The 24,988-nt window shown below is 57.2% G+C and carries 23 protein-coding genes; 13 read left to right on the plus strand and 10 right to left on the minus strand.

The genetic code is table 11. From position 1 onward, the window contains the following. Window positions 1-172 precede the first annotated feature (172 nt). Together MWU61_RS14870 and MWU61_RS14875 are read right to left on the minus strand one after the other, a co-directional pair. Window positions 173-2,410, minus strand: coding sequence for an aminomethyltransferase family protein (locus tag MWU61_RS14870; protein WP_247129178.1), 2,238 nt, complete (start codon window positions 2,408-2,410; stop codon window positions 173-175). 177 nt (window positions 2,411-2,587) lie between these two features. Next, entirely contained in the window at window positions 2,588-4,009 is a 1,422-nt protein-coding gene (locus MWU61_RS14875) for an FAD/NAD(P)-binding protein (RefSeq protein ID WP_247129179.1), read from the minus strand. Window positions 4,010-4,192: 183 nt separating this feature from the next. Between MWU61_RS14875 and MWU61_RS14880 the strand changes: the two genes are divergently transcribed. From MWU61_RS14880 to MWU61_RS14900, 5 genes are all read left to right on the plus strand, one after another. Then, entirely contained in the window at window positions 4,193-5,527 is a 1,335-nt protein-coding gene (locus tag MWU61_RS14880) for a pitrilysin family protein (protein WP_247129181.1), read from the plus strand. Continuing rightward, window positions 5,527-6,837: a pitrilysin family protein gene (locus tag MWU61_RS14885; RefSeq protein ID WP_247129182.1), complete on the plus strand. Its 1,311-nt coding sequence runs from the start codon at window positions 5,527-5,529 to the stop codon at window positions 6,835-6,837. Before MWU61_RS14880 ends, MWU61_RS14885 begins: the two co-directional genes overlap by 1 nt. Window positions 6,838-6,923: 86 nt before the next feature. Beyond that, window positions 6,924-8,753 carry a DNA mismatch repair endonuclease MutL gene (gene mutL / locus MWU61_RS14890; RefSeq protein WP_247129183.1) on the plus strand — a complete coding sequence of 610 codons (1,830 nt, stop codon included), beginning with the start codon at window positions 6,924-6,926 and terminating at the stop codon, window positions 8,751-8,753. Beyond that, on the plus strand, window positions 8,750-9,988 hold the full coding sequence (gene rmuC, locus MWU61_RS14895; protein ID WP_247129184.1) for a DNA recombination protein RmuC: 1,239 nt from the start codon (window positions 8,750-8,752) through the stop codon (window positions 9,986-9,988). The genes mutL and rmuC overlap by 4 nt, the downstream gene beginning before the upstream one ends. Window positions 9,989-10,027: 39 nt before the next feature. Next, complete coding sequence (locus MWU61_RS14900; protein WP_247129185.1) at window positions 10,028-10,414, plus strand: hypothetical protein; 387 nt, start codon at window positions 10,028-10,030, stop codon at window positions 10,412-10,414. Window positions 10,415-10,417: 3 nt separating this feature from the next. Here the strand turns inward: MWU61_RS14900 and MWU61_RS14905 are convergent, their stop codons facing one another. Together MWU61_RS14905 and MWU61_RS14910 are read right to left on the minus strand one after the other, a co-directional pair. Then, window positions 10,418-11,071, minus strand: coding sequence for a ChrR family anti-sigma-E factor (locus MWU61_RS14905; protein WP_247129186.1), 654 nt, complete (start codon window positions 11,069-11,071; stop codon window positions 10,418-10,420). An 11-nt stretch (window positions 11,072-11,082) separates the two neighbouring features. After that, a complete protein-coding gene (locus MWU61_RS14910; protein ID WP_247129187.1) occupies window positions 11,083-11,736 on the minus strand; it encodes a sigma-70 family RNA polymerase sigma factor in 654 nt (217 codons plus the stop codon). A gap of 203 nt (window positions 11,737-11,939) precedes the next feature. Here MWU61_RS14910 and MWU61_RS14915 point away from each other — a divergent pair, with 203 nt between their 5' ends. The 6 genes from MWU61_RS14915 to MWU61_RS14940 all read left to right on the plus strand — a co-directional run bounded on the left by MWU61_RS14915 (window position 11,940) and on the right by MWU61_RS14940 (window position 16,897). Beyond that, the gene (locus MWU61_RS14915; RefSeq protein ID WP_247129188.1) at window positions 11,940-13,238 is read left to right on the plus strand and encodes an FAD-dependent oxidoreductase; all 1,299 of its coding nucleotides are present in this window, start codon (window positions 11,940-11,942) and stop codon (window positions 13,236-13,238) included. Beyond that, window positions 13,235-13,990: a DUF1365 domain-containing protein gene (locus MWU61_RS14920; protein WP_247129189.1), complete on the plus strand. Its 756-nt coding sequence runs from the start codon at window positions 13,235-13,237 to the stop codon at window positions 13,988-13,990. Before MWU61_RS14915 ends, MWU61_RS14920 begins: the two co-directional genes overlap by 4 nt. Continuing rightward, a complete protein-coding gene (locus MWU61_RS14925) occupies window positions 13,987-15,201 on the plus strand; it encodes an MFS transporter (RefSeq protein ID WP_247129190.1) in 1,215 nt (404 codons plus the stop codon). The genes MWU61_RS14920 and MWU61_RS14925 overlap by 4 nt, the downstream gene beginning before the upstream one ends. 3 nt (window positions 15,202-15,204) lie before the next feature. Next, complete coding sequence (locus MWU61_RS14930; RefSeq protein WP_247129191.1) at window positions 15,205-15,789, plus strand: DUF3833 domain-containing protein; 585 nt, start codon at window positions 15,205-15,207, stop codon at window positions 15,787-15,789. 3 nt (window positions 15,790-15,792) lie between these two features. After that, complete coding sequence (locus tag MWU61_RS14935) at window positions 15,793-16,530, plus strand: SDR family NAD(P)-dependent oxidoreductase (protein WP_247129192.1); 738 nt, start codon at window positions 15,793-15,795, stop codon at window positions 16,528-16,530. A 94-nt stretch (window positions 16,531-16,624) separates the two neighbouring features. Continuing rightward, a complete protein-coding gene (locus MWU61_RS14940; protein WP_247129193.1) occupies window positions 16,625-16,897 on the plus strand; it encodes a hypothetical protein in 273 nt (90 codons plus the stop codon). Window positions 16,898-16,926: 29 nt separating this feature from the next. Here the strand turns inward: MWU61_RS14940 and MWU61_RS14945 are convergent, their stop codons facing one another. The 4 genes from MWU61_RS14945 to yaaA form a co-directional block, all read right to left on the minus strand. Beyond that, entirely contained in the window at window positions 16,927-17,967 is a 1,041-nt protein-coding gene (locus MWU61_RS14945) for a saccharopine dehydrogenase (RefSeq protein WP_247129194.1), read from the minus strand. Then, window positions 17,964-18,572 (minus strand): glutathione S-transferase family protein, encoded by a 609-nt coding sequence (locus tag MWU61_RS14950; RefSeq protein WP_247129195.1) that lies wholly within the window; start codon window positions 18,570-18,572, stop codon window positions 17,964-17,966. The genes MWU61_RS14945 and MWU61_RS14950 overlap by 4 nt, the downstream gene beginning before the upstream one ends. 11 nt (window positions 18,573-18,583) lie before the next feature. After that, window positions 18,584-19,231 (minus strand): histidine phosphatase family protein, encoded by a 648-nt coding sequence (locus tag MWU61_RS14955; protein WP_247129196.1) that lies wholly within the window; start codon window positions 19,229-19,231, stop codon window positions 18,584-18,586. A gap of 69 nt (window positions 19,232-19,300) precedes the next feature. After that, entirely contained in the window at window positions 19,301-20,080 is a 780-nt protein-coding gene (gene yaaA / locus MWU61_RS14960) for a peroxide stress protein YaaA (protein WP_247129197.1), read from the minus strand. Window positions 20,081-20,272: 192 nt separating this feature from the next. Between yaaA and MWU61_RS14965 the strand changes: the two genes are divergently transcribed. Together MWU61_RS14965 and MWU61_RS14970 are read left to right on the plus strand one after the other, a co-directional pair. Next, window positions 20,273-20,812 (plus strand): sigma-70 family RNA polymerase sigma factor, encoded by a 540-nt coding sequence (locus tag MWU61_RS14965; RefSeq protein ID WP_247129198.1) that lies wholly within the window; start codon window positions 20,273-20,275, stop codon window positions 20,810-20,812. After that, a complete protein-coding gene (locus MWU61_RS14970) occupies window positions 20,809-21,501 on the plus strand; it encodes an anti-sigma factor (protein WP_247129199.1) in 693 nt (230 codons plus the stop codon). Before MWU61_RS14965 ends, MWU61_RS14970 begins: the two co-directional genes overlap by 4 nt. Before the next feature lie 3 nt (window positions 21,502-21,504). Here the strand turns inward: MWU61_RS14970 and recQ are convergent, their stop codons facing one another. Together recQ and bktB are read right to left on the minus strand one after the other, a co-directional pair. Continuing rightward, the gene (gene recQ / locus MWU61_RS14975) at window positions 21,505-23,541 is read right to left on the minus strand and encodes a DNA helicase RecQ (RefSeq protein ID WP_247129200.1); all 2,037 of its coding nucleotides are present in this window, start codon (window positions 23,539-23,541) and stop codon (window positions 21,505-21,507) included. Window positions 23,542-23,780: 239 nt separating this feature from the next. Further along, a complete protein-coding gene (bktB, locus tag MWU61_RS14980) occupies window positions 23,781-24,956 on the minus strand; it encodes a beta-ketothiolase BktB (RefSeq protein WP_247129201.1) in 1,176 nt (391 codons plus the stop codon). Window positions 24,957-24,988: the final 32 nt, after the last annotated feature.

Genomic DNA, 24,988 nt, shown 5'->3' on the forward strand with positions numbered 1-24,988 from the left:
TGATCACTGCCCAAGGCACAGAGTTCATCGCCAAAACCGAAAAACCACCACACCAAGCCAAAGGCGAAACCATCGGCTTCACAATCAAACCAAACCTCGCACACGCCTTCGATAAAGCAACAGGGTTAAGAATTACGGGGTGATCCGGTTTGGGGCCGGACGACACCGGCCCCTACGCTCTTGCGCGTTCCCTGCGTGGATCAACAAAGGGGACGTCGCACACGGTGCCGGTCAACCGTTTCATATGACCGCCCATTTGACCAATCTCGAGAAGCGTGCCGTTTTCTGCGTGCCCAGTGGAAATGCGGACCATTGCGATACCGGCTTCTAGCGTCGGGGACTGGGTCGCCGATGTGACGACGCCGATCTGGCGTTCGCCCGCATATATCGGTGCGCCATGTGGCGGCACATCGCGGCTATCTAGGATCATGCCTTTCAGGACACGGCGCGGATTTTCGGCATTTCGGGCTAGCACGTCCTTACCGATGAAACCGTCTTTCTTCAGATCAACAGCGAATCCCAATCCGGCCTCAAACGCATCGACATCTGGTGCAAATTCCGCACCTGCGGCCGCAAGACCCGCTTCAACCCGGATGATTTCAAGCGCATCACCGCCCATCGGTTTGATCCCATGTGTCTGTCCAGCCGCCATCACGGCATCCCACAAGGCGGGCGCATCCTTGGCGTCGCAGAACATTTCGTATCCCAATTCACCGGTGTAGCCAGAGCGCGACAGCATAAACGGTATCCCTTCGCGATCATGCAAACGGGCCATCGTCACGCCGAACCATTTCACGTCGTCGAGCGCAGGAACTTGGGGTTGGGTAAAGACGATGTCGCGTAACACATCGCGGGACTTTGGTCCTTGCAGCGCGAGGTTGGGTAGCGATGACTGCATATCGTGAATACGCACATCAAGGTCTTTGGCTTGTTCCAGCAAATGCCGCGCAGATTCTTCGTGGCCGCAACACCACCTGAAGGTTTGCGGTCCGATCCGGAACAGCGTGCCGTCATCAATCACCGCACCCTGTGCGTCACACATCAACGCGTAAGTGCCGCGCCAAAGTGCCAGCTTTGCGATGTTGCGGGTCATGCAGCGTTGCAAAAGCAGTTCCGCATCGGGCCCGAGGATATCGTATTTGCGCAGCCCGCTCATGTCTTGCAGCGTGCAGGCCTCGCGGCAGGCCCAATATTCGCCAATGGTGCCAATGCTCGGATAGCTTTGCGGCAGCCACAGGTTACGTGCAGGCGCATAGTTCTGGGTCAGTTTCGAGGTCGCCGGATGAAAAGCCGAATTCTGGCTTAGGGACATGCGTGCGTCTTCCTTTTCGCGGTGGGCAATGGCGCGTGGGATGGGCGCGTCGGGTTCGTAAATGCGGACATGGATATCCGTCGGGTTCCAGCCGTTGATGGGATCGACGTCATCGGGGCAGGCTGTCGTGACGCAAACCAGATTGTCCATCGCCTGCATCGCGACATAATCACCGGGACGCGACCACGATTCTTCTGACTGAAACAGGTTGTCGCCGTGGTCGATCCACGAATTGAAGAAGAAATTGATCGCAGGCCAGGCGCTACGCCGTTCGACACCATAAGGGTCCATGGCATCCGCGATATTGTCGCTGCAATTGACATGACCGGGGAACCCGCGTTCCTCGTATCCACGTGCGGTGCAGGCCAGCCCAAATGTATCGTGCCGCCCAACGGTATCTTGGACGACATTCAACAGCGGCCGCATGTCGCTATCGTAGAATTTGTCGAACAGGCCGGGGCCGGGGTAGGCGCTATGCACCATCGACCGCGTGACTGTGCTGTCGATCCGCTGCTCCGTCCCGCGATCCAGACCCGCTGTCCGGAAAGCCATGAAATCGGAACATTGCTGGCCATCCACGTCGATGATTTGTACGGTTTCGCCCTTGTTGAGGCGGTACGCTTGGGCGGTGGCGCGCGAGACGGTGAATTCATCACGAATTTTGCCAAGCGGGTCCGGCAGCAACATATTCGGCGCGGCGGCCTGTTTCAGGTTCACACGAAACGCGCCGGTGCCCGCGCCTGTGACATGGTCATCGCTGGTCGTCGGGTTGATCAGCCACAGGGTGCAAGCCGCGCGGGCAGATAACACGAGCAGCGGTTCATCGGATTGTATGGTGCAGGCGGGCAGGTCTTCGGCGTGTCCACCGTGTGATGCGGCCCAACCCACAAACGGGGCAGAGGCGAAATCGGCCAAACCAACCGACCCGTTTTTCAAAAGCCCGAGCGCTTGTAGCGCGTCGTCGCCTGCGTCATCCACCGCTACCAGCCGCACGATAGATGCGTTTTGCACCGATATTGTGTCACCAGCTTTGACTGTAATTTTTGTGGCACCGCGCGGATGAACCGTCCAATTCAGCGCAGGGTGCGGTGCGGACATGCCCGGAAATCGGCGCCCTTTTGGGGTCGATATTCCGTTCTGAAAAGACGTGAGAAGGTTCACCAGAAACCCTGCCTCTTGGTCTGTTGCGCATTATGTGCGTAAGGCAAATGTAAGCGGCAGCAACTGGCCTTAGTCAAGTCACATTGATGGGGCCAGTTTGTGAACGCGGCTCGGTCATGCGGATTTCGCCGCCCATGTTCTAAGAAAATGCGCGTCATACAGCGGCATCGGCATGACTTCGTCGCCGATGATCGTCGTCGCAGGTGACAAATGTCGCACGTTGCTCATTCGCGTGGCACATTTTTCACCCACGGCCAGTCCACCCGTGACAGGGCAACGCGCAATGATGTCGTCTGCAATCATCTGTTCGGTCAGCGGATCAAAGGTCGAATTCCGGCCGGACCCCGCGCAATTGATCACAAACCCCGTGTCATAGCTGGACACGTTGCCAGCGCGGTCTGTTGTCAAAACGCGCGCGCCATTTTCCGTCGTCTCGATCGCGCTGACGCGTCCGCTGATCGTGCGCGTAACGCCTTGATCCAGAAGGCGCTGAAAATCGAGGATGGTATCGCGCGTCCCACCTCTGAACCAATGAAACAAGGTGCGCGGCACGAGGCGGGCTTCGTCGATGTCGGGTAGGAAAGTCGATAACGGATTGTCGATGAAATAGGCGCGGAACCCCGCCCGAATTTCGCGCATCTGATCACCTGCGGCGCGGGCCGTTTGCATCGCTTGCCAAACGTCATCCAAGAAATCCTGCGCGGTTTTGTGTCCCGACTTTAGTTTCGGTTGCGTCAAATAACGCGGCATGCGGGGGATCAAGGGGGCGGGAATAGAACCGTCTGATGAACAGGCGACAAACCGCAATTTATCTTCAGCGACAACGGATTGGCACAACCGTAACGCATCCAGCATCGTGGCATTTGACCCAACGCAGAAAATCTCGGCACCTGCTTTGATGTGCTCTGCAATGCGAGCTTCGTTCCCGAAAAGGCGAGGGGCGCTGAACGGCCCGTCGTCCCCTTGCAACCGCTGTGTTGATGGGCCGCCGGGGGCGATATCGACATAATCGGCTGTATATTCTGCGCCAGAATCGGTTGTGATGGTGATCACGCCATCCAACTCCGCAATCGACACAGCCGTTTGGGCGACGAAATTGATCGTCACATCTTTGGCGCGCAAATCGGCAAAAACACGCGCCACGCGCTGTTCCATGTAATCGCCGTAAAACGCCCGGGGAATGTTCAAGCCAAAGGTGTCCCCGCTTGCCAACAGCGGCGACGCGGCTGCGATCCAATCGGGCTGACGTCCCTCCATTTTGCTGCGGATCACGTCCCAATTCTGCGTAATCCATTCGGCAAAATCGGGATCGATGTCGTCTGCAGGGGAATTCAGAAGGTAGGCATAGCGCCACGGCGTCTCTGCATCGTCGGCAGCATAGGCTACACCGCGTCCAAAGGCATGCACGTTTGGGCTGATGATGGTCAGGATCGATCCGTTGGGAAGGTCACTCGATTCAACAAACGCAGCTGCCGTAATACCATCACCCACAACAATCCGGTGAGAGGGACGGGTCAAAGGCGCAGCGTCGTTCATGTGGTGATGTCTCCGGTAAGCAGGCCGTGTATGTGCACGAATATGGGCCGAAAGACCACCCAAAAGACGCGATTTGGTCGCGCACACCGCCAATCACATCCACGTCATGCAGCCCTTGCATGCGCGGGGGGATGGCATAGGTTTCACAGCACACCGATACAGGCCACAAACCCAAGGATCACCATGACCCGATTGTTCGCCACTGCACTTGCGCTTTTGCTACCACTTGCCGCGACGGCCGAAGAAGCCGTCACCACGTTTACACTTGGTAACGGGATGGATGTTGTTGTGATCGAAGATCACCGCGCCCCTGTTGTCACCCATATGGTGTGGTACAAAACCGGATCGGCAGATGAACCCGTCGGCGCATCGGGCGTGGCGCATTTCTTGGAACATCTGCTGTTCAAAGGCACAGACGTGCTGGAACCGGGTGAGTTTTCGGCAACTGTTGCGGCGAATGGCGGCACGGATAATGCTTTCACCAGCTATGACTACACCGCCTATTTCCAACGCATCGCCGCTGATCGGTTAGAGTTGATGATGCAGATGGAAAGCAACCGGATGAATAATCTGGCGATAACCGAAGCCGATATTGAAACCGAACGGCAGGTGGTGCTGGAAGAACGGAACCAGCGGACTGAAAACAGTGCGGGTGCCTTGGCCCGCGAACAATTCACCGCTGCTTTGTATCAAAACCACCGGTACGGCGTGCCGATCATCGGGTGGAAACACGAAATGGAAGACTTGTCGCTGCAAGACGCGCTCGACTTTTATGACCTCTATTATTCCCCGAACAACGCGATCCTGATCGTCGCTGGCGACGTTTATCCGGACGACGTCCGCGTATTGGCCGAAACCTATTACGGTGTGATCCCGGCTGAACCTGAACTGCCGGAACGCATCCGCCCCGAAGAACCACCGCAGCGCGCCGAGCGTCGCATCACCTATGTCGATCCGCGTGTTTCGCAGCCCTATCTCGCACGCAGCTATCTGGCCCCCGAACGCGACGCGGGCGCACAAGAAGAAGCCGCCGCCTTGGTCTATCTGTCTGAATTGCTTGGCGGATCGTCATTTACATCCGTGCTGGGCACAGCCCTGCAGTTTGAAACGCAAAAAGCCGTTTACACAGGCACAGGTTACAGCGGATCGTCGCTGGACGACACGTCGTTCGGCATTTCAGTCGCCCCTGCAGAGGGCGTCAGCCTGTCGGAAGTCGAAGCCGCAATGGACGACGCCATCGCTGCATTCCTTGACGCCCCGATTAGTGAAGACCGCATGGAAAGCATCCGCACACAGTTGCGCGCGTCAGAGATTTACGCGCTTGATGACGTTGGCGGCATTGCACGGCGCTACGGCGCGGGTCTGACACAAGGCCTTACGGTCCAAGACATCCAAGACTGGCCCGAAATCCTGCAAAACGTGACCGCCGAAGACGTCAAAGCGGTCGCTGCAAAAGTCCTGAACCGTGACCAAGCCGTGACCGGTTGGGTCGTGTCCAGCCAAGAGGAGGCGCGCTAATGTTCCGCTTTATTATCACCGCGGTCTTTGCCGTCACTGCGTCTGTCGCCACCGCCGCCGTGGATATCAAAACCATCACGTCAGACGGCGGGATCAATGCGTGGGTTGTCGAAGAACCGTCAATCCCGTTTGTCGCGCTGGAAATCCGTATCCGTGGTGGTGCATCGCTCGACGTCGAAGGGAAACGCGGCGCTGTGAACCTGATGATGGGCCTGCTGGAAGAAGGGTCTGGCGACATGACCGCGCAGGAATTCCAAGCCAAACGCGAAAGCCTCGCGGCATCGTTTGGCTACCGCGCCTATGACGACACGATTTCATTGTCGGCAAAGTTTCTGACCGAAAATCAGGACGACGCACTGGCCCTGTTCAAGCAATCATTGGTCAGCCCGACTTTTGACCAAGACGCCATTGATCGTGTGCGCGCACAGGTCATTTCCGGCATCAACAGCGATGCCAAAAACCCGAACCGGATCGCGGGGGCTTTCTTTGACGAAGCAGCTTTTGGCGACCACCCCTATGGCAGCAGCATGGACGGGACTATTGAAAGCGTGACCGCGCTGACCCGTGACGACATGTTCGACGCCCACCGCAATGTCCTGACACGTGACCGGTTGTTCGTATCTGTCGTGGGCGATGTGACAGCAGACGCGGTGGGTCCAATGCTCGACGATTTGCTGGGGTCTCTGCCTGACGAAGGGCCCGCGTTACCCGACGACGTTGATTTTGGTCTCGCGGGTGGTGTCACTGTGATCGACTATGAAACGCCGCAATCCGTGGCCCTGTTTGGTCATGCAGGTATCGAACGTGACGACGACGATTTCTTTGCCGCATACATTATGAACCAGATCCTTGGGGCAGGCGGTTTTGAATCGCGCCTGATGAACGAAGTCCGCGAAAAGCGTGGCCTGACCTACGGGATCAGCACGTTCCTCGTGCCGAAATTCCACACCGAAATGATGCTGGGGCAGGTGGCTTCTGCAAATGAAACCATCGCCGAGGCAATCGAAGTCACGCGCAATGAATGGGCGCGCATGGCGAACGAAGGCGTCACAGCCGAGGAACTGGAAACCGCGAAAACCTTTCTGACGGGCGAATACCCGCTGCGGTTCGACGGTAATGGTGAAATCGCTGACATCATGGTCGGAATGCAAATGATCGGCCTGCCGCCCGAGTATGTCATCAACCGCAACGATTATATCGAAGCCGTGACGTTGGACGACATTAACCGTGTCGCGGGCGAATTGCTCGATCCAGAGGGGCTTCATTTTGTCGTTGTGGGCCAACCCGAAGGCCTAACAACAACTGAATAAACGCCATTTACCTTCACGGATTTTTCCGTGGATAACTCTGGCGGGCACCTCGCAGAATCAACGTGGGTCATGCTACACCTTGTGGCATGGCCCATATTGACCCCCAGATAAAGCCGCAGCCTGTTATCCGACAGCTGGATGATGCTGCAATCAACCGCATCGCGGCAGGCGAGGTGCTGGAACGTCCGGCCTCTGCCGTGAAAGAACTGGTTGAAAACGCTGTTGATGCGGGTGCCACGCGCATTGAGGTCGTGATCGCCGATGGTGGGAAAACCCTGATCCGCGTCACCGACGACGGCTGCGGGATCGCGGCACATGATCTACCGCTTGCTTTATCGCGTCATGCCACGTCGAAAATCGACGGCTCCGATCTGCTGAACATTCATTCTTTCGGGTTTCGGGGCGAGGCGTTGCCGTCGCTTGGCGCGGTTGGCCGCCTAACCATCACATCCCGCGTGCCGCCTGAAACCGCCGCCCGTATCGCGGTGGCTGGCGGCGTGACAGAACCGGTCGCACCCGCCGCGCTGAACAACGGCACCGTCGTCGAATTGCGCGACATGTTCTACGCGACACCTGCCCGCCTGAAATTCCTTCGGACCGATAGGGCAGAGGCGCAAGCCGTCGGCGACGTCATCAAACGTCTCGCGATGTCCGAACCGTTTATCACCTTTATCCTGCGGGATGCGTCCGGCGGTGATCAACGCACCACATTCCGCGCTGACGCGGAAACCGGTGATCTGTTCGGCGCGCTGCATGGGCGGCTACGGTCCGTCCTCGGCCGCGAGTTTGCCGAAAACGCTATCGCGATTGATGCGGAACGCGACGGTTTTCACCTGACGGGTTACGCCGCGCTGCCGACCTATTCGCGTGGTGCGGCCATCGCGCAATTCTTGTTCGTCAACGGGCGGCCAGTGCGGGATAAAATGCTGCTCGGCGCGTTGCGCGCCGCCTATATGGACGTGCTATCGCGTGACCGTCATCCGGTCGCCGCGTTGTTCGTCGATTGCGACCCGACGCTCGTCGACGTCAACGTGCACCCCGCGAAATCAGAGGTCCGTTTCCGCGATCCGGGCGCAGTACGTGGCTTGATTGTGTCTGGCCTACGTCACGCGCTCGCGGGGGCAGGGCATCGCGCATCAACAACGGTGGCAGGGGCCACCTTGGGCGCGATGCAACCCGAACAGGTCGAACCCCGCGTCTACCAAATGGACCGCCCGTCTTTCAGCGCACGGTCCATGACTTTCCAAGCGCAAGCGCCCCAACCGATGGCGGGGTTCGCCGAACCATCCGCGCGGTTCGAACCGGTGGAAGAGGTCGCGACACCAGTTCGCCAAGACCTACCGCTTGGCGCGGCGCGCGCACAGGTCCACGAAAACTACATCATTGCACAGACTGAAACCGGCATGGTCATTGTCGATCAACATGCTGCGCACGAACGGTTGGTCTATGAAAAACTGAAGACGCAAATGGCGGAAAACGGGGTCGCGGCGCAGGCGCTTTTGATCCCCGAGATTATCGAATTTTCAGATAACGAAGTCGCGACCCTGCTGGGCTTTGCCGAAGAGCTAACAAAAATGGGCCTCACTATTGAGGCCTTCGGCGGCAACGCCATCGCCGTGCGCGAAACGCCGGCAATCCTAGGCGAAATCAACGCGGGCAAACTGCTGCGCGATATTCTTGACGAACTTACCGATCAAGGCGACAGCACGCAGCTCAAATCGCGTATTGATGCCATACTGTCCCGTGTGTCATGTCACGGGTCTATCCGGTCGGGCCGCCGTATGCAGGCCGATGAAATGAACGCCCTGCTGCGCGAAATGGAAGCGACGCCCATGTCGGGGCAATGCAACCACGGCAGGCCGACCTATGTGGAGTTAAAGCTCAGTGATATTGAACGTCTGTTTGGCCGCACATGATTGAAATCGCAGGACAAAGTTACGCATTTGATGACCCACGGGTGATCGCTGCGATCATTGGTGTATTGATCATCGTTGCCGTGCTGTGGTTGCTGATTTCCTCAGCGCGTAAGGCCACGCAATCCACGTTGCTTGTGCAAGATGTGGCGGCCCACATCGGGCGTTTGTCCTACGATGTGAACGCGCTGGCGCAGGGGCAAAGCCAGCTGTCCGGCAATATCCAAACCGTCAGCGATGCACAGGCGAACGCGCAGGTCCGTGTGATCCAAACAATGGAAACACGGTTGGCAGAGGTACAAACGCAGGTCGCTGATCGGTTGGCCGAAAATGCACGACGCTCCGCGATGAGCCTCACCGAAATGCAAGAACGGATGAAAGAATCCCTTGCCGGATCGTCCGAGAAAACAACCGAAAACCTCGCCAAACTCCAAGAACGGCTCGCGACCATCGACAAGGCCCAGACCAACATCGAAAAACTGTCCGGCGACGTTTTGTCATTGCAAGATATCCTGTCCAACAAACAACGACGCGGCATGTTTGGCGAAATCCAACTGACCGACATCGTGTCAAAGGCCCTGCCGTCCGACGCCTACGCCCTCCAAGCGACCCTATCCAACGGGAAACGCGCGGATTGCCTTGTGCATCTGCCGAACCCACCGGGCCCCATCGTCATCGACGCGAAATTCCCGTTTGAAGCCTACGAAGCCTATGCCGCCGCCGAAACCAAACCGCAGCAGGAAGCAGCGCTGCGTGACCTCGGCAACGCGGTGAAGGTGCATATCAAAGCGATCTCGGAAAAGTATATCATCGAAGGCGAAACCGCTGACGGCGCGATTATGTTTCTCCCGTCAGAGGCGGTCTATGCAGAACTGCACGCCCGTCTGCCGCAGGTCGTGCGCGAAGGGTTCAACGCCCGCGTATGGATCGTATCGCCGACGACCTGCATGGCGACGCTGAACACGATGCGAGCGATCCTGAAAGATGCGCGGATGCGCGAACAGGCAGGCGAAATCCGCAAGGCGTTGCGTCACCTGCACCGTGATGTGGAAATCATCGGCGAAAAGGCAAGCAAGCTGGAAACCCATCTGCGGCAAGCGGGCGACGACGTGGCTGGCGTGCTGACGGCCGCGACCCGTGCTGGTAAACGCGCGGACAGGTTGGACAACTTTGACTTCGAAGAATTGGCACCAGACGCTGATCCAAAGGTGGTTCCTCTTGCGCCGCCTGATCCCTAGGGCCATTGTGCACGTAACGCTTGTAAAGGAACAGCCGCTATGATCCGTTTGATGCCCGCCGCATTGGCAACCGCGACGCTTGTTGCATGTACAGATGGACAGGCTTTGCCAGAACGAATTGATGTGCCGGCCCAAGCCAGCCGCACCTACGCAAAGCTTTTCCAAGACCAGCCGTTTGACACCGCATCTATCAGTGTAGTCGGGACCGAACGGGGCCGGTTTGGCCGCGATATCCTGCGGACGTTCGAATTGCGGCCTTGCCAGAACGGCGCGCACATCTGCGGCACAAGCACGGGATCGGTGCAACAAACGCCGGATTACTACGTGGTCACAGGGGCTTATCCTGGCCGCACATTCCACCTGTCACCGGGCGGTGACGGTTACATGCAATCAGCGGCAGGCACTGCTGTTGTTGCTTGGAACTAAGGCTTAAATACCGACGAAACGCTGGGCCAGCCGCGGCAAGAACCCGTTGAATTTCAACGGTGCGTCGCTTGCGGCAAGGCAGATACAGTCCATTCCGTCTTCGGCAACAGGCGTGTGATGCAGGTCTTCGTTCGCGACCTCGATATCACCTTTGCCAAAGCGGTCATGTTCGTCCTTGAACGCGCCCTGCAAAACAAGCGTCAGCTCCGTGCCGCGATGCCCGTGATCCGGAACAGCGGTGCCCGCAGGAATGCGCAGCAACCGGACCGATGCGTCTTTTGATGTCTTCAAAACAGCCTGACTGACGCCGCCGCCAATTTTGCGCCATTTCACGTCGTCGATATTGCCCGATATGTATTCTTGCAGCGGCGTTGGGAAAATGCTGCTGGTCCGCGGGGTAGGCACGTTGACAGGCGCGTCTGGTTTCGCGCTGATCTTTGCCATGACCGCAGCGAGGCTGTCTTCGGCCATGTCCACCGCATCCACGCTTTCCACCACAGCGCCACCCACAGCGTCAAAGCTGGCAAGACGCGCGCGGCATTCGTCGCAAAGTGAGATATGCGTCGCCACAACCACGTTGAAGGCTTCTGGCAAAGCACCAGCAGAATAACCCATCAACAGGTCATCCGTCAGGTGATGTTTAATCGTCGTCGTCATTACGTGTCCGTTCATCCTATGGCGTGGCGCAGGCGGTCCAGCGCTAGCCGTATACGTGATTTGATAGTGCCCAAAGGCAAGCCGGTTTGGGCGGCAATTTCGCTGTGCGTCAATTCGCCATAGTAAGCTTTTTCGATCAAAAGCCGTTGTTTGTCTGGCAGGTCCGCGATGGCCTTGCCCAAAATCTCTGTTTCTTGCTGAAGTGCTATGGCGTCAGCCTGATCAGGGTCCGCTTCGGGACCCCATGGGAGGTCTTCTGGTTCAACCCGCCGCTGTTTGCGTAACAGGTCGATCTTGCGGTTCCGCGCAATCGTAAAGATCCACGTCGACACGCTGGCCTTGGCTGGATCGAACAAATGCGCTTTGCGCCAAAGTGTGACCATGACTTCCTGTGCGCATTCTTCGGCCATGTCCGCACTGGCGCCAGACTTCATCAAGAACGATTTCACCCGCGGGCCAAAATGGGCAAACAATTCGGCGAATGCCGCTTTGTCCTGTTGATCACGCACTGCGATCAATTGCGGCACCCAAGCTGCGCGTTTTACGGCCTTTTCGTCTTGCACGTGTCTCGCTTTCGTCCTGATCGTCCGCGCAGAAACGACAGGCGTCGCCGCCGCAATAACTGCATCGTCAGGTTTGGCCGAGGGGGTGATCGTGGTCAACATATGATTATTACGACGGCGCGTTCAGTTTGGATCACAGGTCGGGACAATTTTTTCGCAGTCTCCTTTGGACAGTATAATCGGACCGTCTTTGCGCTATGGTCATCCGAAGTCGCACGAAAATCTGCGGGTCAACTGAAACTCATCCAGTTGCGCATTCGTGTCGTACTAAGACAAAGAAAACCCGCCGGGAGCACTATACACCAATGCCATTTGCAACTTCGACGACCACGCCACGGAAAATTGCCGTCATCGGCGCTGGCATTTCCGGAATGGGCGCGGCCCATGCGCTTGCGAAAAATCATCAAGTTGTCTTGTTCGAAGCAGAAAACCGGCTTGGCGGGCATGCGCGATCGAAAATGGCTGGCAGGCAGGGGGATCAGGCCGTTGATACGGGCTTCATCGTGTTCAACTACGCGAATTACCCAAATCTGACCGCGCTGTTTGACTATCTCGAAGTGCCGGTTGTGAAGAGCAACATGAGCTTCGGCGCGTCCTTCGGTGGCGGTCGCATGGAATACGGGCTGGCCAGCGCCAACGCGTTGTTCGCCACGCGATCCAACATCGTGAACCCAAAATTCCTACGCATGGTGCGCGATATCCTGAAGTTCAACAAAGACGGACTTGAGGCATCAAAAGAAGAAGGCCTAACAATCGGCGGTCTTCTCGTGAAACTTGGTTTGTCCGACTATTTCGCCGACCATTATCTGCTGCCGTTTTCGGGTGCGATTTGGTCGACACCCAAAGAAAAGATCATGGATTTCCCTGCGAAAACGATGATCCAGTTTTTCGACAACCACGCATTGATGTCCGCCAACGGGCAGCATCAATGGTACACGGTTGAAGGCGGCAGTCAGGAATACGTGCGTCGTTTGGGGGCATCTATGTTCTCGCGCGGGGTGGAAGTCCGCCTTGCATCGCCGATGCATGCTGTTCGCCGTACGCCCGTAGGCGTCGATGTGAAGGTCGTGGGTGGCGACTGGGAACACTTTGACGAAGTCGTCTTTGCCACGCATTCCGACGATACGCTCGCCATGCTGTCAGACGCGACAGAGATGGAACAAAAGACACTTGGCGCGGTGAAGTACCAGCCGAACAAGGTCGTTTTGCATTCAGACACCACCATCATGCCAAAGCGCCGCCAGACGTGGTCGTCGTGGATTTATTCCGAAGAAGCCGGCAAAACATCCGACCAGATCGACCTGACGTATTGGATGAATTCGCTGCAGCCGTGGCTGACCGAAGATCCGCTGATGGTGACGTTGAACACAACCCGTCAGATTGACGAAAGCCTGATCTGGGACGAGGTCACATTGCGTCATCCGGTCTATGATCTGGCTGCAATCGAAGCACAGAAACAAGCAGCCGCAATGAATGGATCAAACCGCACATGGTTCTGTGGGGCATGGATGAAAAACGGGTTCCACGAAGACGGGCTTGCCTCTGCCTATGATGTGGTCACGGCGCTGAACGCGATTGACCGCGCTCAGATCGCAGCAGAGTGACACGTATCGATCATATCGCAGGCGAAACCTACCATGGCAGGCGGGGCGCGGTGAAAAATGCGTTCCGTTATTCCATCGAATACGTGCTGGTGGATGCCGACGCGGCGATAAAGGGCCCTGCGCTGTTTGCGCGCAATGGCGCGAACCTGATGTCGCTGCAAGACAGCGACCATGGCGGGAAACCCAAGGCAGGCATTGGCGCAGATTGGGTGCGCGATGTGTTGGCGGCGCATAAGATTGACCTGACCGGACGCATCGACCTGCTCGCGCAGCCACGGCTGCTGGGGCATGTGTTCAATCCGGTGTCATTCTGGCTGTGCCACGATACGACAGGCGCCTTGCGGGTCGTGATCGCGGAAGTGTCCAACACCTTTGGTCAACGCCATTCCTACCTGTGCCATCACGACGACATGCGTGAAATCACGAAGGACGAAACGCTGTCAGCGACCAAGATTTTTCACGTGTCCCCGTTTCAGCCAATTGAAGGCGGCTACACCTTCCGGTTCGATATCACCGATGATCACGTCCATATCGTCATCGACTATACGCGGGGCAACGGCGGGCTGATCGCAACGCTCAAAGGGGATCGCAAACCGCTGACCAATGCATCCATCCTGAAATCTGCCATCCGTCGCCCGTTTGGATCGCGCCGCGTGCTGGCGCTAATCCATTGGCAAGCGATCAAACTGTGGTGGAAAAAAGCGACGTTTCGATCTTGCCCCGAACCGCTCGACCACGACATCAGCCAATGAACCGTCTGCCCGCCTACAGCCTGTTTGCTGCCGTAATCAACGCGGCTGGGTTACCGATCTATATCTACGCACCGAAGCTTTACGTCGATAACTACGGGGTGACGCTGGCTGCCCTTGGCACGATGTTATTCGCGCTGCGGCTGTTCGACGTGATCCAAGATCCGGTGCTGGGCTGGATCAGCGAACGCCTTGGCCGTGCCCGCCCCATCGCTGTCGCCTTTGCAGGGGCGGTCCTTGCGATTTCGATGATCGGGCTGTTCGCTGTCACACCACCGATTGCGCCGCTCTATTGGTTCGGCCTCACACTGCTTGGGCTGTTCTCGGCCTTCTCTTTCCTCACCATCAATTTCTACGCGCAAGGCATCGCGAAGGCAGGCAATGATCCCAAAGGTCACGTCAAACTCGCGGCTTGGCGGGAAACGGGGGCGCTCCTTGGTATCTGCGTCGCTGCCGTCGCTCCAACGGTTCTGATGGGCTACAGCTTCGATGCCTTCACGGCATTTGCATGGGGTTTCGCTGCTGCGACGGTCGCCGCGATCTTGTGGATGTGGCCCGAATGGTCGGGACGTGTGCAAACAGAACCCACACCGATCCGTACGATCTGGAACGATGCACAGGCACGGCGCCTGTTGTTGTTGGCGCTCGTAAACGCAACGCCGCTTGCGGTCTCGTCCACGCTCTTTCTGTTCTATGTAGAAAGCGCGCTGGGCGCTGTCGGCTGGGAAGGCGCGCTGCTTGTGCTATTCTTTCTTGCTGCCGCGTGTTCATCGCCGCTGTGGTCAAAACTGGCGGGGCGATACGGTGAAAAGCCCGTTCTACTGGCGGCAATGACCCTCGCAATCATTTCTTTTGGATATACTTACACTTTAAGCACCGGCGATGTGATCCCATTCGCGATTGTCTGCGTACTATCAGGAGCGACCATAGGTGCGGACCTCACATTGCTCCCTGCCATGTTCGCAAAACGAATGAGTGTGATCGCCCCGAACGGCGGCCAGGGCTTTGGGCTGTGGTCGTTGGTCAGCAAATTTACGTTGGCTTTTGCGGCAGTGGTTCTGCTGCCGTTGTTGGAAGGTGCGGGGTTCCAATCGGGTGGGCAAAACCAACCTGACGCGGCGATCAAGACGCTAGTAGTGCTCTATGCGCTGGTGCCGTCTACATTGAAACTGGTGGCAATCGCCTTGTTGGCGGCTACCAAACTGGAGGATTAAACGATGTCGTTTCTTCCCTACGTTCTAATCGGTGCGGGCCTCGTGTTGGCGGCCATGGTCCTGAAATCGCGGTACGTTTCATTTTGGGCGCAAAAGCCCGAAGACTATGCTGGTCATGGACCTCAGTTCGACATTCGCGAAACCCTGAACGGGCCAATTGTCTGCGAAGGCATGATTTACGGGCCAACGGGCAAGGTCACATCGCGCTTCACAGCTGACTTTGTGGCGTCTTGGGACGGCAATGTGGGCGTGATGAAAGAGGTGTTTCATTACGACAGCGGCAACGTCCAGAACCGTGAATGGAAACTGACCTTGGGCAACGACGGCGCGATCAAGGCGGAAGCCCCTGATCTTGTAGGTGCCGGACACGGGCAACAAAAGGGATCGGCGGTTTTGCTCAACTACCGGATCAAACTGTCCGAAGAGGCTGGCGGTCATGTTTTAGATACGACAGACTGGATGTATCTGATGGCGAACGGATCAATAATGAACCGGTCCCAGTTTCGTAAGTTTGGCATAAAGGTCGCGGAACTTGTCGCGACGATGCGTCCCGCAGATGGCGCACGACCAATGATTGCAGGAGAATAAGACGTGAGTGAGTGGCAGGGAAAACGGTATTGGCTGGTTGGCGCAAGCGAAGGGCTCGGGCGGGCCGTCGCACATAAATTAAGTGCAGCGGGCGCCGAGGTCATCGTCTCTGCCAGATCCGAAGATCGGCTAAAGTCACTTGTCGAAGAACTGCCTAGCAAAGCGTCCTATGTCACCGTCGACGTGTCAGACCGCGATGCCGTTGAAGCGGCGGCAAATCAGATCGGCGATATCGACGGCGTTGTCTATTTGGCTGGCGTTTATTGGCCGATGAAATCCGGCGAATGGGACAACGAAAAAGCCGACATGATGGGCGAAATCAACTACCTCGGCGCATCACGCGTCGTGGGCTCGGTCGTGAAAAACATGATGGCACGTGGTGCAGGCCATATTGTGCTGACGGGGTCTTTGTCAGGCTTTCGTGGTCAAGCAGGTGCAATCGGTTATTCCGCGTCAAAAGCGGGCGTTATGGCGTTGGCTGAAAGCATGCACGCCGATCTGCACAAAACGGGTGTGCGGGTCCAGCTTGTGAACCCCGGTTTCATCAAAACGCGCCTGACGGAAAAGAACGACTTCCACATGCCGTTTATCATGACGCCGGAAGAAGCCGCCGACGAAGTCTTCGATCACATGAATACTGATGGGTTCAAGAAAAGCTTCCCACTCCTGTTTTCATGGATCTTCCGCGGGTCACAGTTCCTACCCGATTGGATGTATTATCGTCTCTTTGGAGCGAAATAGGGCAAAAGATCACGAAACTAGCCATAATCGCGTCTCATTTACGGATCATTAACTAAGGGTGACGATTCTCGTCGCTGCATTGGGGAATGATGACATGACGCTACTTCGCAAGATTTCGAACGCCATTGGTTGTGCTGCAATTGCTTTGGCTTTGCCGATGTATGCAGGTGCAACCGGGCCGGTTGATGCGATTGTGGCTACAGACTTCGTAAGCTCTGGACGTGTCGTAAACCACGTGCCTGACATGTCAAAAGCAGATCAAGCGCAAGGGCGCGCCGCGATTTGGGCGCTGACAACGCAAAGCCATGCGCCTGCATGTGCAGACGACGATGCGTGTTTCGGCACATTCCAGACGGGCGCGCAGTAACGCGCGACACCGTCGGCGGTCACCTCAGCTTAACTGATGTTTTCGTCAAACGTGGCTTTCGCACGTCCCCAAACACCCTGACCCAGATCATCCAATCCCAACAGGTGCGGCAACAGCTGCCCCGCAAAATCTTCGCTACTTTCGCGCGGTAGCAGCGACGGCAGGTTATCAATCGCCATAACATCCAACGGTGGTTCGTCGTGCACGCGCAGGTTTGGCGCAGCCCAGGTCGTCGCTTGGTCGTAGACCTTGATCGGTGAAAAATCGCTGTCCGGATCGCAGGCAATATCGCCAATCACCGTCAGTTTACGTTCATCGGTCGGCGTTGTTGCTGGCACAAACACGGGTGTGCCGGGACGGGCCAGAATGCAATTCAGGAAAATGTCGTGCTGCAGGACTTCTGGGAACGGTCCGCCGCTTGCCGTTTCGGCCATGTCCCAACCGACAACGCGCAGGCCCAACGCATGACACAAATCGGCAGCGCCTGTCCCGACACGCCCCAGTGCCCCAATGATCAACGTCGATGGGGTGTGACCCGCAAGGGCCGGTTTGATCCGGTCCTGTAAATCTTGCGCATCCTTGACGCCCTGCACATCAACCTGAACGCCGCCATCTTGTTGCGCGGCCCATGCCAGCAACGACATCGCAGCACCCGCATAGCCTGCCCAATACCCAAACGCGGCAATCCGGCGACCGTCGGGATCAACAAGATACTCCAGATCAAAAAGCGTACCGCCACCCGCCTGAAACCGATCAAGCAGAACGCGACCGCTTGGCTGGCCCTTATAGGCATGACCAAACATGATGTGGCGATGACGCAGCGGCGTGCCGTCTTCGGGTAATTCTTTCAGGCCAAAGATGATCGCGTCATCAGGCGCGTCAGGCCAACTGCCTGCGGCGGCGGTTGCGCATCCTGCGGTCACATATTCAGCGGTAGGGATGCAGCGATCATCGCTGTCCTCGACCGTAATTTTATATCCCGCCGCAATCATCCGGGCAGCACCATCAGGCGTCAGACCAACGCGCGTTTCATGTGCGCGTGGTTCTGCGCGCAGCCAAATATGGGTCATAACATGCCTTTCGCGATGACGGCCTGAACGGACGGGCGGGTTTTCATCATATCGACGAAGGCAGACAGCTTTGGATAGGCCGCAAGGTCAACACCATCACCGGGCACCCAAGACAGCACCATAAACAGATACGGATCAGCAAGGCTAAAGTCCTTGGTCACAAACGGATCAAGCGTCAGCATCTCTTCAAGATATGCGCATGACGCGGCCATCGTTTCAGCCACCTTCGCGGTCATATCATCAAAACTGGACTGCTGATCGGCCCAACGGTGGCCCCGCATTTTATGGGCGTGGTTCACATGCATCGTCGACGCGAGATAGAACATCACTTCGCGCATTCGCGCTGTCGCCATCGGTGTATCAGGGATTAACTGACCGCTTGTTTCCGCGATGAATTCGAGGATCGCACCGGTTTCGGTCAACGTACCTGCACCGGTAACCAAGGCCGGCACACGGCCTTTAGGGTTCACGCTGAGGTACGGTTCTTTTGCCTGCGCGCCGCTTGCGAAATCGACGGCAACTGCGTCGTAGGCAAGACCCACTTCCTCAAGCGTAATTGCCACAGCGATTGATATCGTTTTGGGGGCGTAGTGTAGCGTCAACATGGGCGGTCCAATCAATAATGGGTGCGGGCAGTCAATCGGTCAGCGTGATCCAGATGCGGTGAACTGTTAAAGGTGGATACCAACGGCCCATGATCCGTCACATGAATGCGGTGCACAGATGTGTTCAGGATCGGCAATGCGATGCGGGCCATTTGCGGAATATCCAGACCCAGAATGCGGGACACCGACTGGGCAATGATCCCGCCAGATGTGACGCACAAAATACGACGACCGGGTTGTGCAGCCATATCCATTACGGCCTGCACGCGATCGGTAAAGTCTTGATAAGTCTCGGTTCCCTTGATGTGGCCGTCTTTCCAAGCGGACAGTGTCGCAGGGAAATGGGTCACGAAATCTTCGGGCGATGTACGGGTGGTTTCGGGTTGGTGGGCGGCCATTTCGTCGGTCAGATCGTAATAGGCGATCTCGTTCAGCCGCTCGTCTACAGTAACGTCAGTAAACCCCATACCGGCGGCCGTTTCTTTCTGACGGCGCAGCGATCCGCTGAAGATGGCGTCAAAGGGACCATCATGCGCGTGGATCCATTCACCCAGCCATTTGGCCTGCTGGTGACCCAATTCCGACAGTTTATCGTAGTCGATTTCATTGTCCGCAGCAGAGTTCGCCTGCCCGTGACGCACCAGTGTAATTTCGCCCATAACAATCCCTCTTTGTCGCAAGGCCAGAGGTAGGGGGTCTGACCTAACTTGGCAATGTGTGTGGTGACCTTAGGCTTTGGTGTCAGGGTAGGGGCGCACGAAAACCCATTTATCGCCTTCAGACAGGTCCGGATCAAAGGCATATCCGCCCGTCGTGAAATCCTTCACTTGTTCGGCGTCGGTGGCGCGTTCTTCGGTCAGAAAACGGGCCATGGCTCCGCGTGCGCGTTTGGCAAAGAAAGACACGATGCGGGGCTTGTCGTCTTTCACTTCCATGAATTGAGGGGTGATCACCCGCAGCTTCAGCGCCTTGCGGTCGGCAGCCCCGAAATATTCCTGCGATGCGCAATTGACCAACGTGTCTGTGTCCAACGCATCCGCCTGCGCATTCAGCGCCTTTGCGATGTCGTCACCCCAGTAGTCGTACAAAGACTTGCCGCGCCGCGTTTTCAAACGGCTACCCATTTCCAGACGGTACGGTTGGATCGCATCCAGTGGGCGCAACAACCCGTACAGACCGGACAAAATCCGCAAATGATCTTGGGCCCAATTCAGATCGTCGGGTTCAAGCGTTTTCGCCTCTAACCCCTGATATGTATCGCCGTTGAACGCCAATGCAGCAGGCTTTGTCATGTCCGGCGTAGGCTCTGCTGCGAAGGCGCGAAAACGGTCGCGATTCAGGCGGGCCAGGTCGTCAGAGATGCTCATCAGATCGCGCAAACCGCCCAATGTCAGGTTCTTGGCGGTCCTGGACAACCGCACGGCGTCCGCCTGAAAATCCGGTTGCGTGGCCGTAATGTCGACGGGATCCATGTCCAATGACTTGGCGGGCGAAATGACGGTCAACATGGCGCATGATCCTTTGGCAGCGGGCGTTGGCGTAGATGTATCACGCAGGTTCGCGTTGACCAGTCCAGCGGTTCAATTCGGCCAGCGTTGCAATTTACGTTTAGGTCACATTTGTTAATGCGGGTGCGACAGAACTGCGGTATCCCTAAGGTCTGTACCCTGCAGCCGAAGCGACCAAAGGCCCGCAACCCTATGAACCGATTAGAAATTGAAACCCTGATCAGCAGCGTCGCCCTTGGCGACCGTAAAGCATTTAATGCGCTTTATGATGCCACCAGCGCGAAACTTTTGGGGGTGTGCCTGCGTATCTTACATGACCGCGCCGCAGCAGAGGACGCCATGCAGGACACGTTTATCAAAGTCTGGAAAAATGCCGACCGCTTTGCGGTGAACGGCTATAGCCCGATGACGTGGTTGATCACGATTGCGCGCAATACGGCCATTGACCGGTTGCGGGCGAACAAACCATCTGTCGACATCGAAGATTATACAGACACGATCGCATCATCTGGCCCCACCGCGGAAGGACAAGTAATCGCATCGGCAGAGGCACGGCGCATCACGAAATGCTTTGGCGAATTGGAACCAACACGCAGCGCTGCTATCAAAGCAGCCTACCTAGACGGTTTGCCATATGCCGACCTTGCCACGAAATTTAACGTACCTCTGAACACCATGCGCACATGGTTACGGCGCGGCCTCATCGCACTGCGGGAGTGTATGTCACAATGAGCAAACAAGCAGACATGACCCCCAACGACACCGAATTTGCAGCCGAATACGTTTTGCGCGTGTTGCCTGACGACGCCCATCGGGCGGCGGCGGCCCGCGCGGCGTCTGATCCCGAATTCGCCGCACAAGTGCGCGAATGGGAAGACAGGCTTGCACCGCTGACCGACGAAATCATGCCCGTGACGCCGTCCGGCATCGCAAAATCCGACCTGATGGAGCGCCTGTTTGGTGTCGATCCGGCACCGGGCCTTCTGGGTCGGGTCGGGTTCTGGAAAGGTCTGACCGTCGTCTTGTCGGGTGCGGCAATCGCGTCATCACTGATCTTGTTTGGGCCAACGGAACCGGTTGTCGTAGGGCCGACCTATGTGTCCGAACTTGCGACTGAAAACGACGATCTGCGTATCTTGGCGGTGTACGATGTTGGCGCTGAAAATATTCAGATCACACGGACATCTGGTGCCGCAAATGATGGTCGTAGCCTGCAGCTTTGGTGTCTTGTCGACGGTGTCGAACCGCGCCCTGTGGGTGTTTTGACCGATGATCCGACGGCAACGATCGGCTTGCCCGCTGCGTGGCTCGATGGTGTCGATAGCTGGAGCCTTGCCGTCAGTGACGAACCACTAGGTGGGTCGCCGACCGGTTTGCCAACTGGTGACGTCTTGGCTGTCGCGGAAATGACGCGTCTTTAACGCTTAAGCGCTTTCGAGCACTTCAAGGAACGCATCGCCAAAGCGTTCGGCGTATTTTTCGCCGATTAGCTTTTCGATCATCGTACTATCCGCGCCTCGCAGTTGTGCGACTTTGGCCAGCAACGACGCATTCAGGCTCATCGGTTTATCCGCACCATGCGGGCCACGTTGCAGGTCAGTCTGGACAGCCAGCAACCGATCATAAACGTCGCCTTCATTGCGACCAGCCAGCTTGCGACGTTGGGGATGCAGTTGTTCAGCCTCGCCCGCGATCACTTCAAGAAACGCATTGCCGTAACTTTCCAGTTTCTTCGCGCCCACACCGCCGATACGGGCCATATCGTCTAGCGTCATGGGACGCTTTTCAGCCATTTCGATCAACGTGCGATCGTTGAAAATGATATAGGCGGGGGCATTTGCCTGTTCGGCCAGATAACGGCGCTTTGCTTTCAACGCGGACAACAACGGCGCATCCTCTTCGCTGACCATCTGGCGGACTTTCGGGCCCGTACCTTTTGCCGCGCGGATCGTATCACGGCGTAGTTCAATCGACGCTTCGCCCTTCAAAATCGGGATCGCACCGTCGGTCATCCGCAACGCACCATGCCGCGCGGGATCAGGCCGCATCAGATCATGACCCATCATTTGCCGGAAAATCGCTTGCCATTGGCGGCGGTCGAATTCCTTCCCGACACCATAAGTCGGCAGACTGTCATGACCACGCTGGCGTATTTTGTCCGTATTTGCGCCAAGCAGAATGTCGATCAGATGACCCGACCCGAACCATTCTTCTGTCCGCAAAGCGGCTGACAGGGCCATGCGCACAGGCGTGGTCGCATCGAAAATCTCGGCGGGTTTATCGCACAGATCACATTTGCCGCAGGGCTCTGGATTTTCGCCAAAGTAACGCAGCAGATTCACCCGCCGACACCGCAGCGCCTCTGCCAACCCAAGCAACGCATTCAACCGCCCATGATCCGCAGCACGGCGTTCGGGCGGCGCAATCCCTTCGTCGATCTGCTGGCGGCGATAACGGATATCGTCGGGGCCAAACAACGTCAGCGTTTCAGCTGGATCACCATCCCGACCGGCACGACCGATTTCTTGGTAATACGCCTCAATGGATTTCGGCAGATCAGCATGGGCGACCCAGCGGATATCAGGCTTATCAATCCCCATTCCGAAGGCGACGGTCGCAACCACAATTAACCCGTCTTCTTGCTGAAAACGGCGTTCCACATCGCGGCGTTCTTCGGCGTCCATCCCGCCATGGTAATAACAGGCGGAATGTCCGACCTCGCGCAGCGCACCCGCCAGCGTTTCGGTTTTCGCACGGGTGCCACAATAGACGATGCCTGACTGTCCATTGCGCGCACTCGCAAAGTTCAGGATCTGGGCGCGGGGCCCGTCCTTCACTTGAAACGCGAGGTGGATATTCGGGCGGTCAAAACCATACAAAAACGTCGCGGGTTTTTCGCCGTCGAACAGTTTGCGAATGATCTCTTCTTGGGTCTCGGCATCTGCCGTGGCGGTAAAGGCGGCCAATGGCACATCCAGCGTCGCCCGCAGTTCGCCAATCCGCAGGTAATCAGGGCGGAAATCGTGCCCCCACTGGGAAACACAATGCGCCTCGTCGACCGCAATCATACTGACACCCGCACGGCGCAGCATATTAATCGTCCCGCTCGATGACAGACGTTCAGGGGCCATATACAGCAGCTTCAGCGTACCGGCCTCAAGCCCGCGCCAGACGGCGTCGGTCTCTTCATCCGTATTGCCGGACGTCAGCGCACCGGCCTCAACCCCCGCTTCGCGAAGGCCCCGCACCTGATCGCGCATCAACGCAATCAGCGGAGAAATCACAACAGTGACACCATCGCGGACCAATGCCGGCAATTGAAAACATAAGGATTTGCCGCCACCCGTTGGCATGATCGCCAGGGTATTGCGCCCATCAACAACAGCTTCGACAATGTCTTGTTGGCCGGGCCGGAAGGCATCGAATCCAAACACATCACGAAGTAGCGTGGCAGCGCCCATCGGGGAAATCCTGTTGTTTTTTGTTATCTGCTCGTTTGCCTAACAGTCTCATATGAATGCCCTCTAAACAAGGGCGAAGGATGCAGTGATACGCCGCCGCACCGCTTCTTTTGGCCTTAAATATCCTCGCCGAAGGCATCGCATTTTGCAAAAATGCGACACCGCATGCGCCAACCCCCGAACGAGACATTTACGGGGCTACCCCCCAAACGCCCAGAGTTTTTACGGTCAGATGAAATTCAGAGCCGCTCAATTGCGAGCGCAATGCCCTGACCGCCACCGATGCACATCGTAATCAAAGCGCGTTTGCCTTGGATGCGTTCCAGTTCGTACATCGCCTTCACCGTGATGATCGCACCTGTCGCGCCAACTGGATGGCCAAGCGCAATCGCACCACCATTCGGGTTGACCTTCGTGGGGTCCAGTTCAAGGGCGCGATTAACCGCGATGGCCTGCGCGGCAAAGGCTTCGTTGGATTCAATCACATCGAAATCGGACGCCTTTAGGCCGATTTTCTTCAGCAGGTTTTGCACAGCAGGCACCGGACCGATGCCCATAACCTCTGGTCGCACACCTGCGTGGGCGTAGCCCAAAACGCGGAACGCCGGCGTCAGGCCAGCCGCGGCGGCTGCCGCTTCTGTCGCCATAACAACCGCAGCCGCACCGTCGTTCAGGCCAGATGCGTTGCCAGCCGTGACGCTGCCGTCTTTCTGGAACGCAGGACGCAAGCCTGCGAGTGCATCCAGTGTTGTGGCCTTCGGATGCTCATCCGTCGCAAATTCAACCGTGTCGCGGCGTTTGCGCACCTCGACCGGAACGATCTGGTCGTCAAAACGGCCTGCTGCAATCGCGGCGGCCGCACGTGTCTGGCTTTCCATCGCAAAGGCGTCTTGATCTTCGCGTGTGATGCTGTGTTCACCCGCCACGTTCTCTGCCGTCACGCCCATATGGCCTGTCCCGAACGGGCAGTTCAACGCGCCGAGCATCATGTCCTGGGACTTGATATCACCCATCTTCGCGCCCCAGCGGGCATCGGTCATGATGTAGGGTGACCGCGACATGTTTTCAGTCCCGCCCGCCAACGCGAAATCGGCGTCACCCAATGAAAGCGCTTGGAACATCGACACAATCGCCTGCACACCGGACCCGCATAGACGGTTCACGTTCATCGCAGGTACGGTATCCGGCACGCCCGCTTGAATCGCGGCGACGCGGCTGACGTACATGTCTTTGGGTTCTGTGTTGATCACGTGCCCGAATGCGACTTGGCCGATTTGATCCGCTGCAATACCCGCACGGCTGATCGCCGCCTGTGCGACGGTCGTGCCAAGCGTGATCGGCGTCGTTCCCGCCAATGACCCGCCAAAGCCGCCGATCGCTGTCCGTGCGCCGCCCAAAATTACGATATCTGTCATGGTAATTCCTCCCGTTTGGTCCTGCTTATCGC

The organism is Loktanella sp. F6476L, assembly GCF_023015725.1.
Taxonomy (GTDB): Bacteria; Pseudomonadota; Alphaproteobacteria; order Rhodobacterales; family Rhodobacteraceae; genus Yoonia.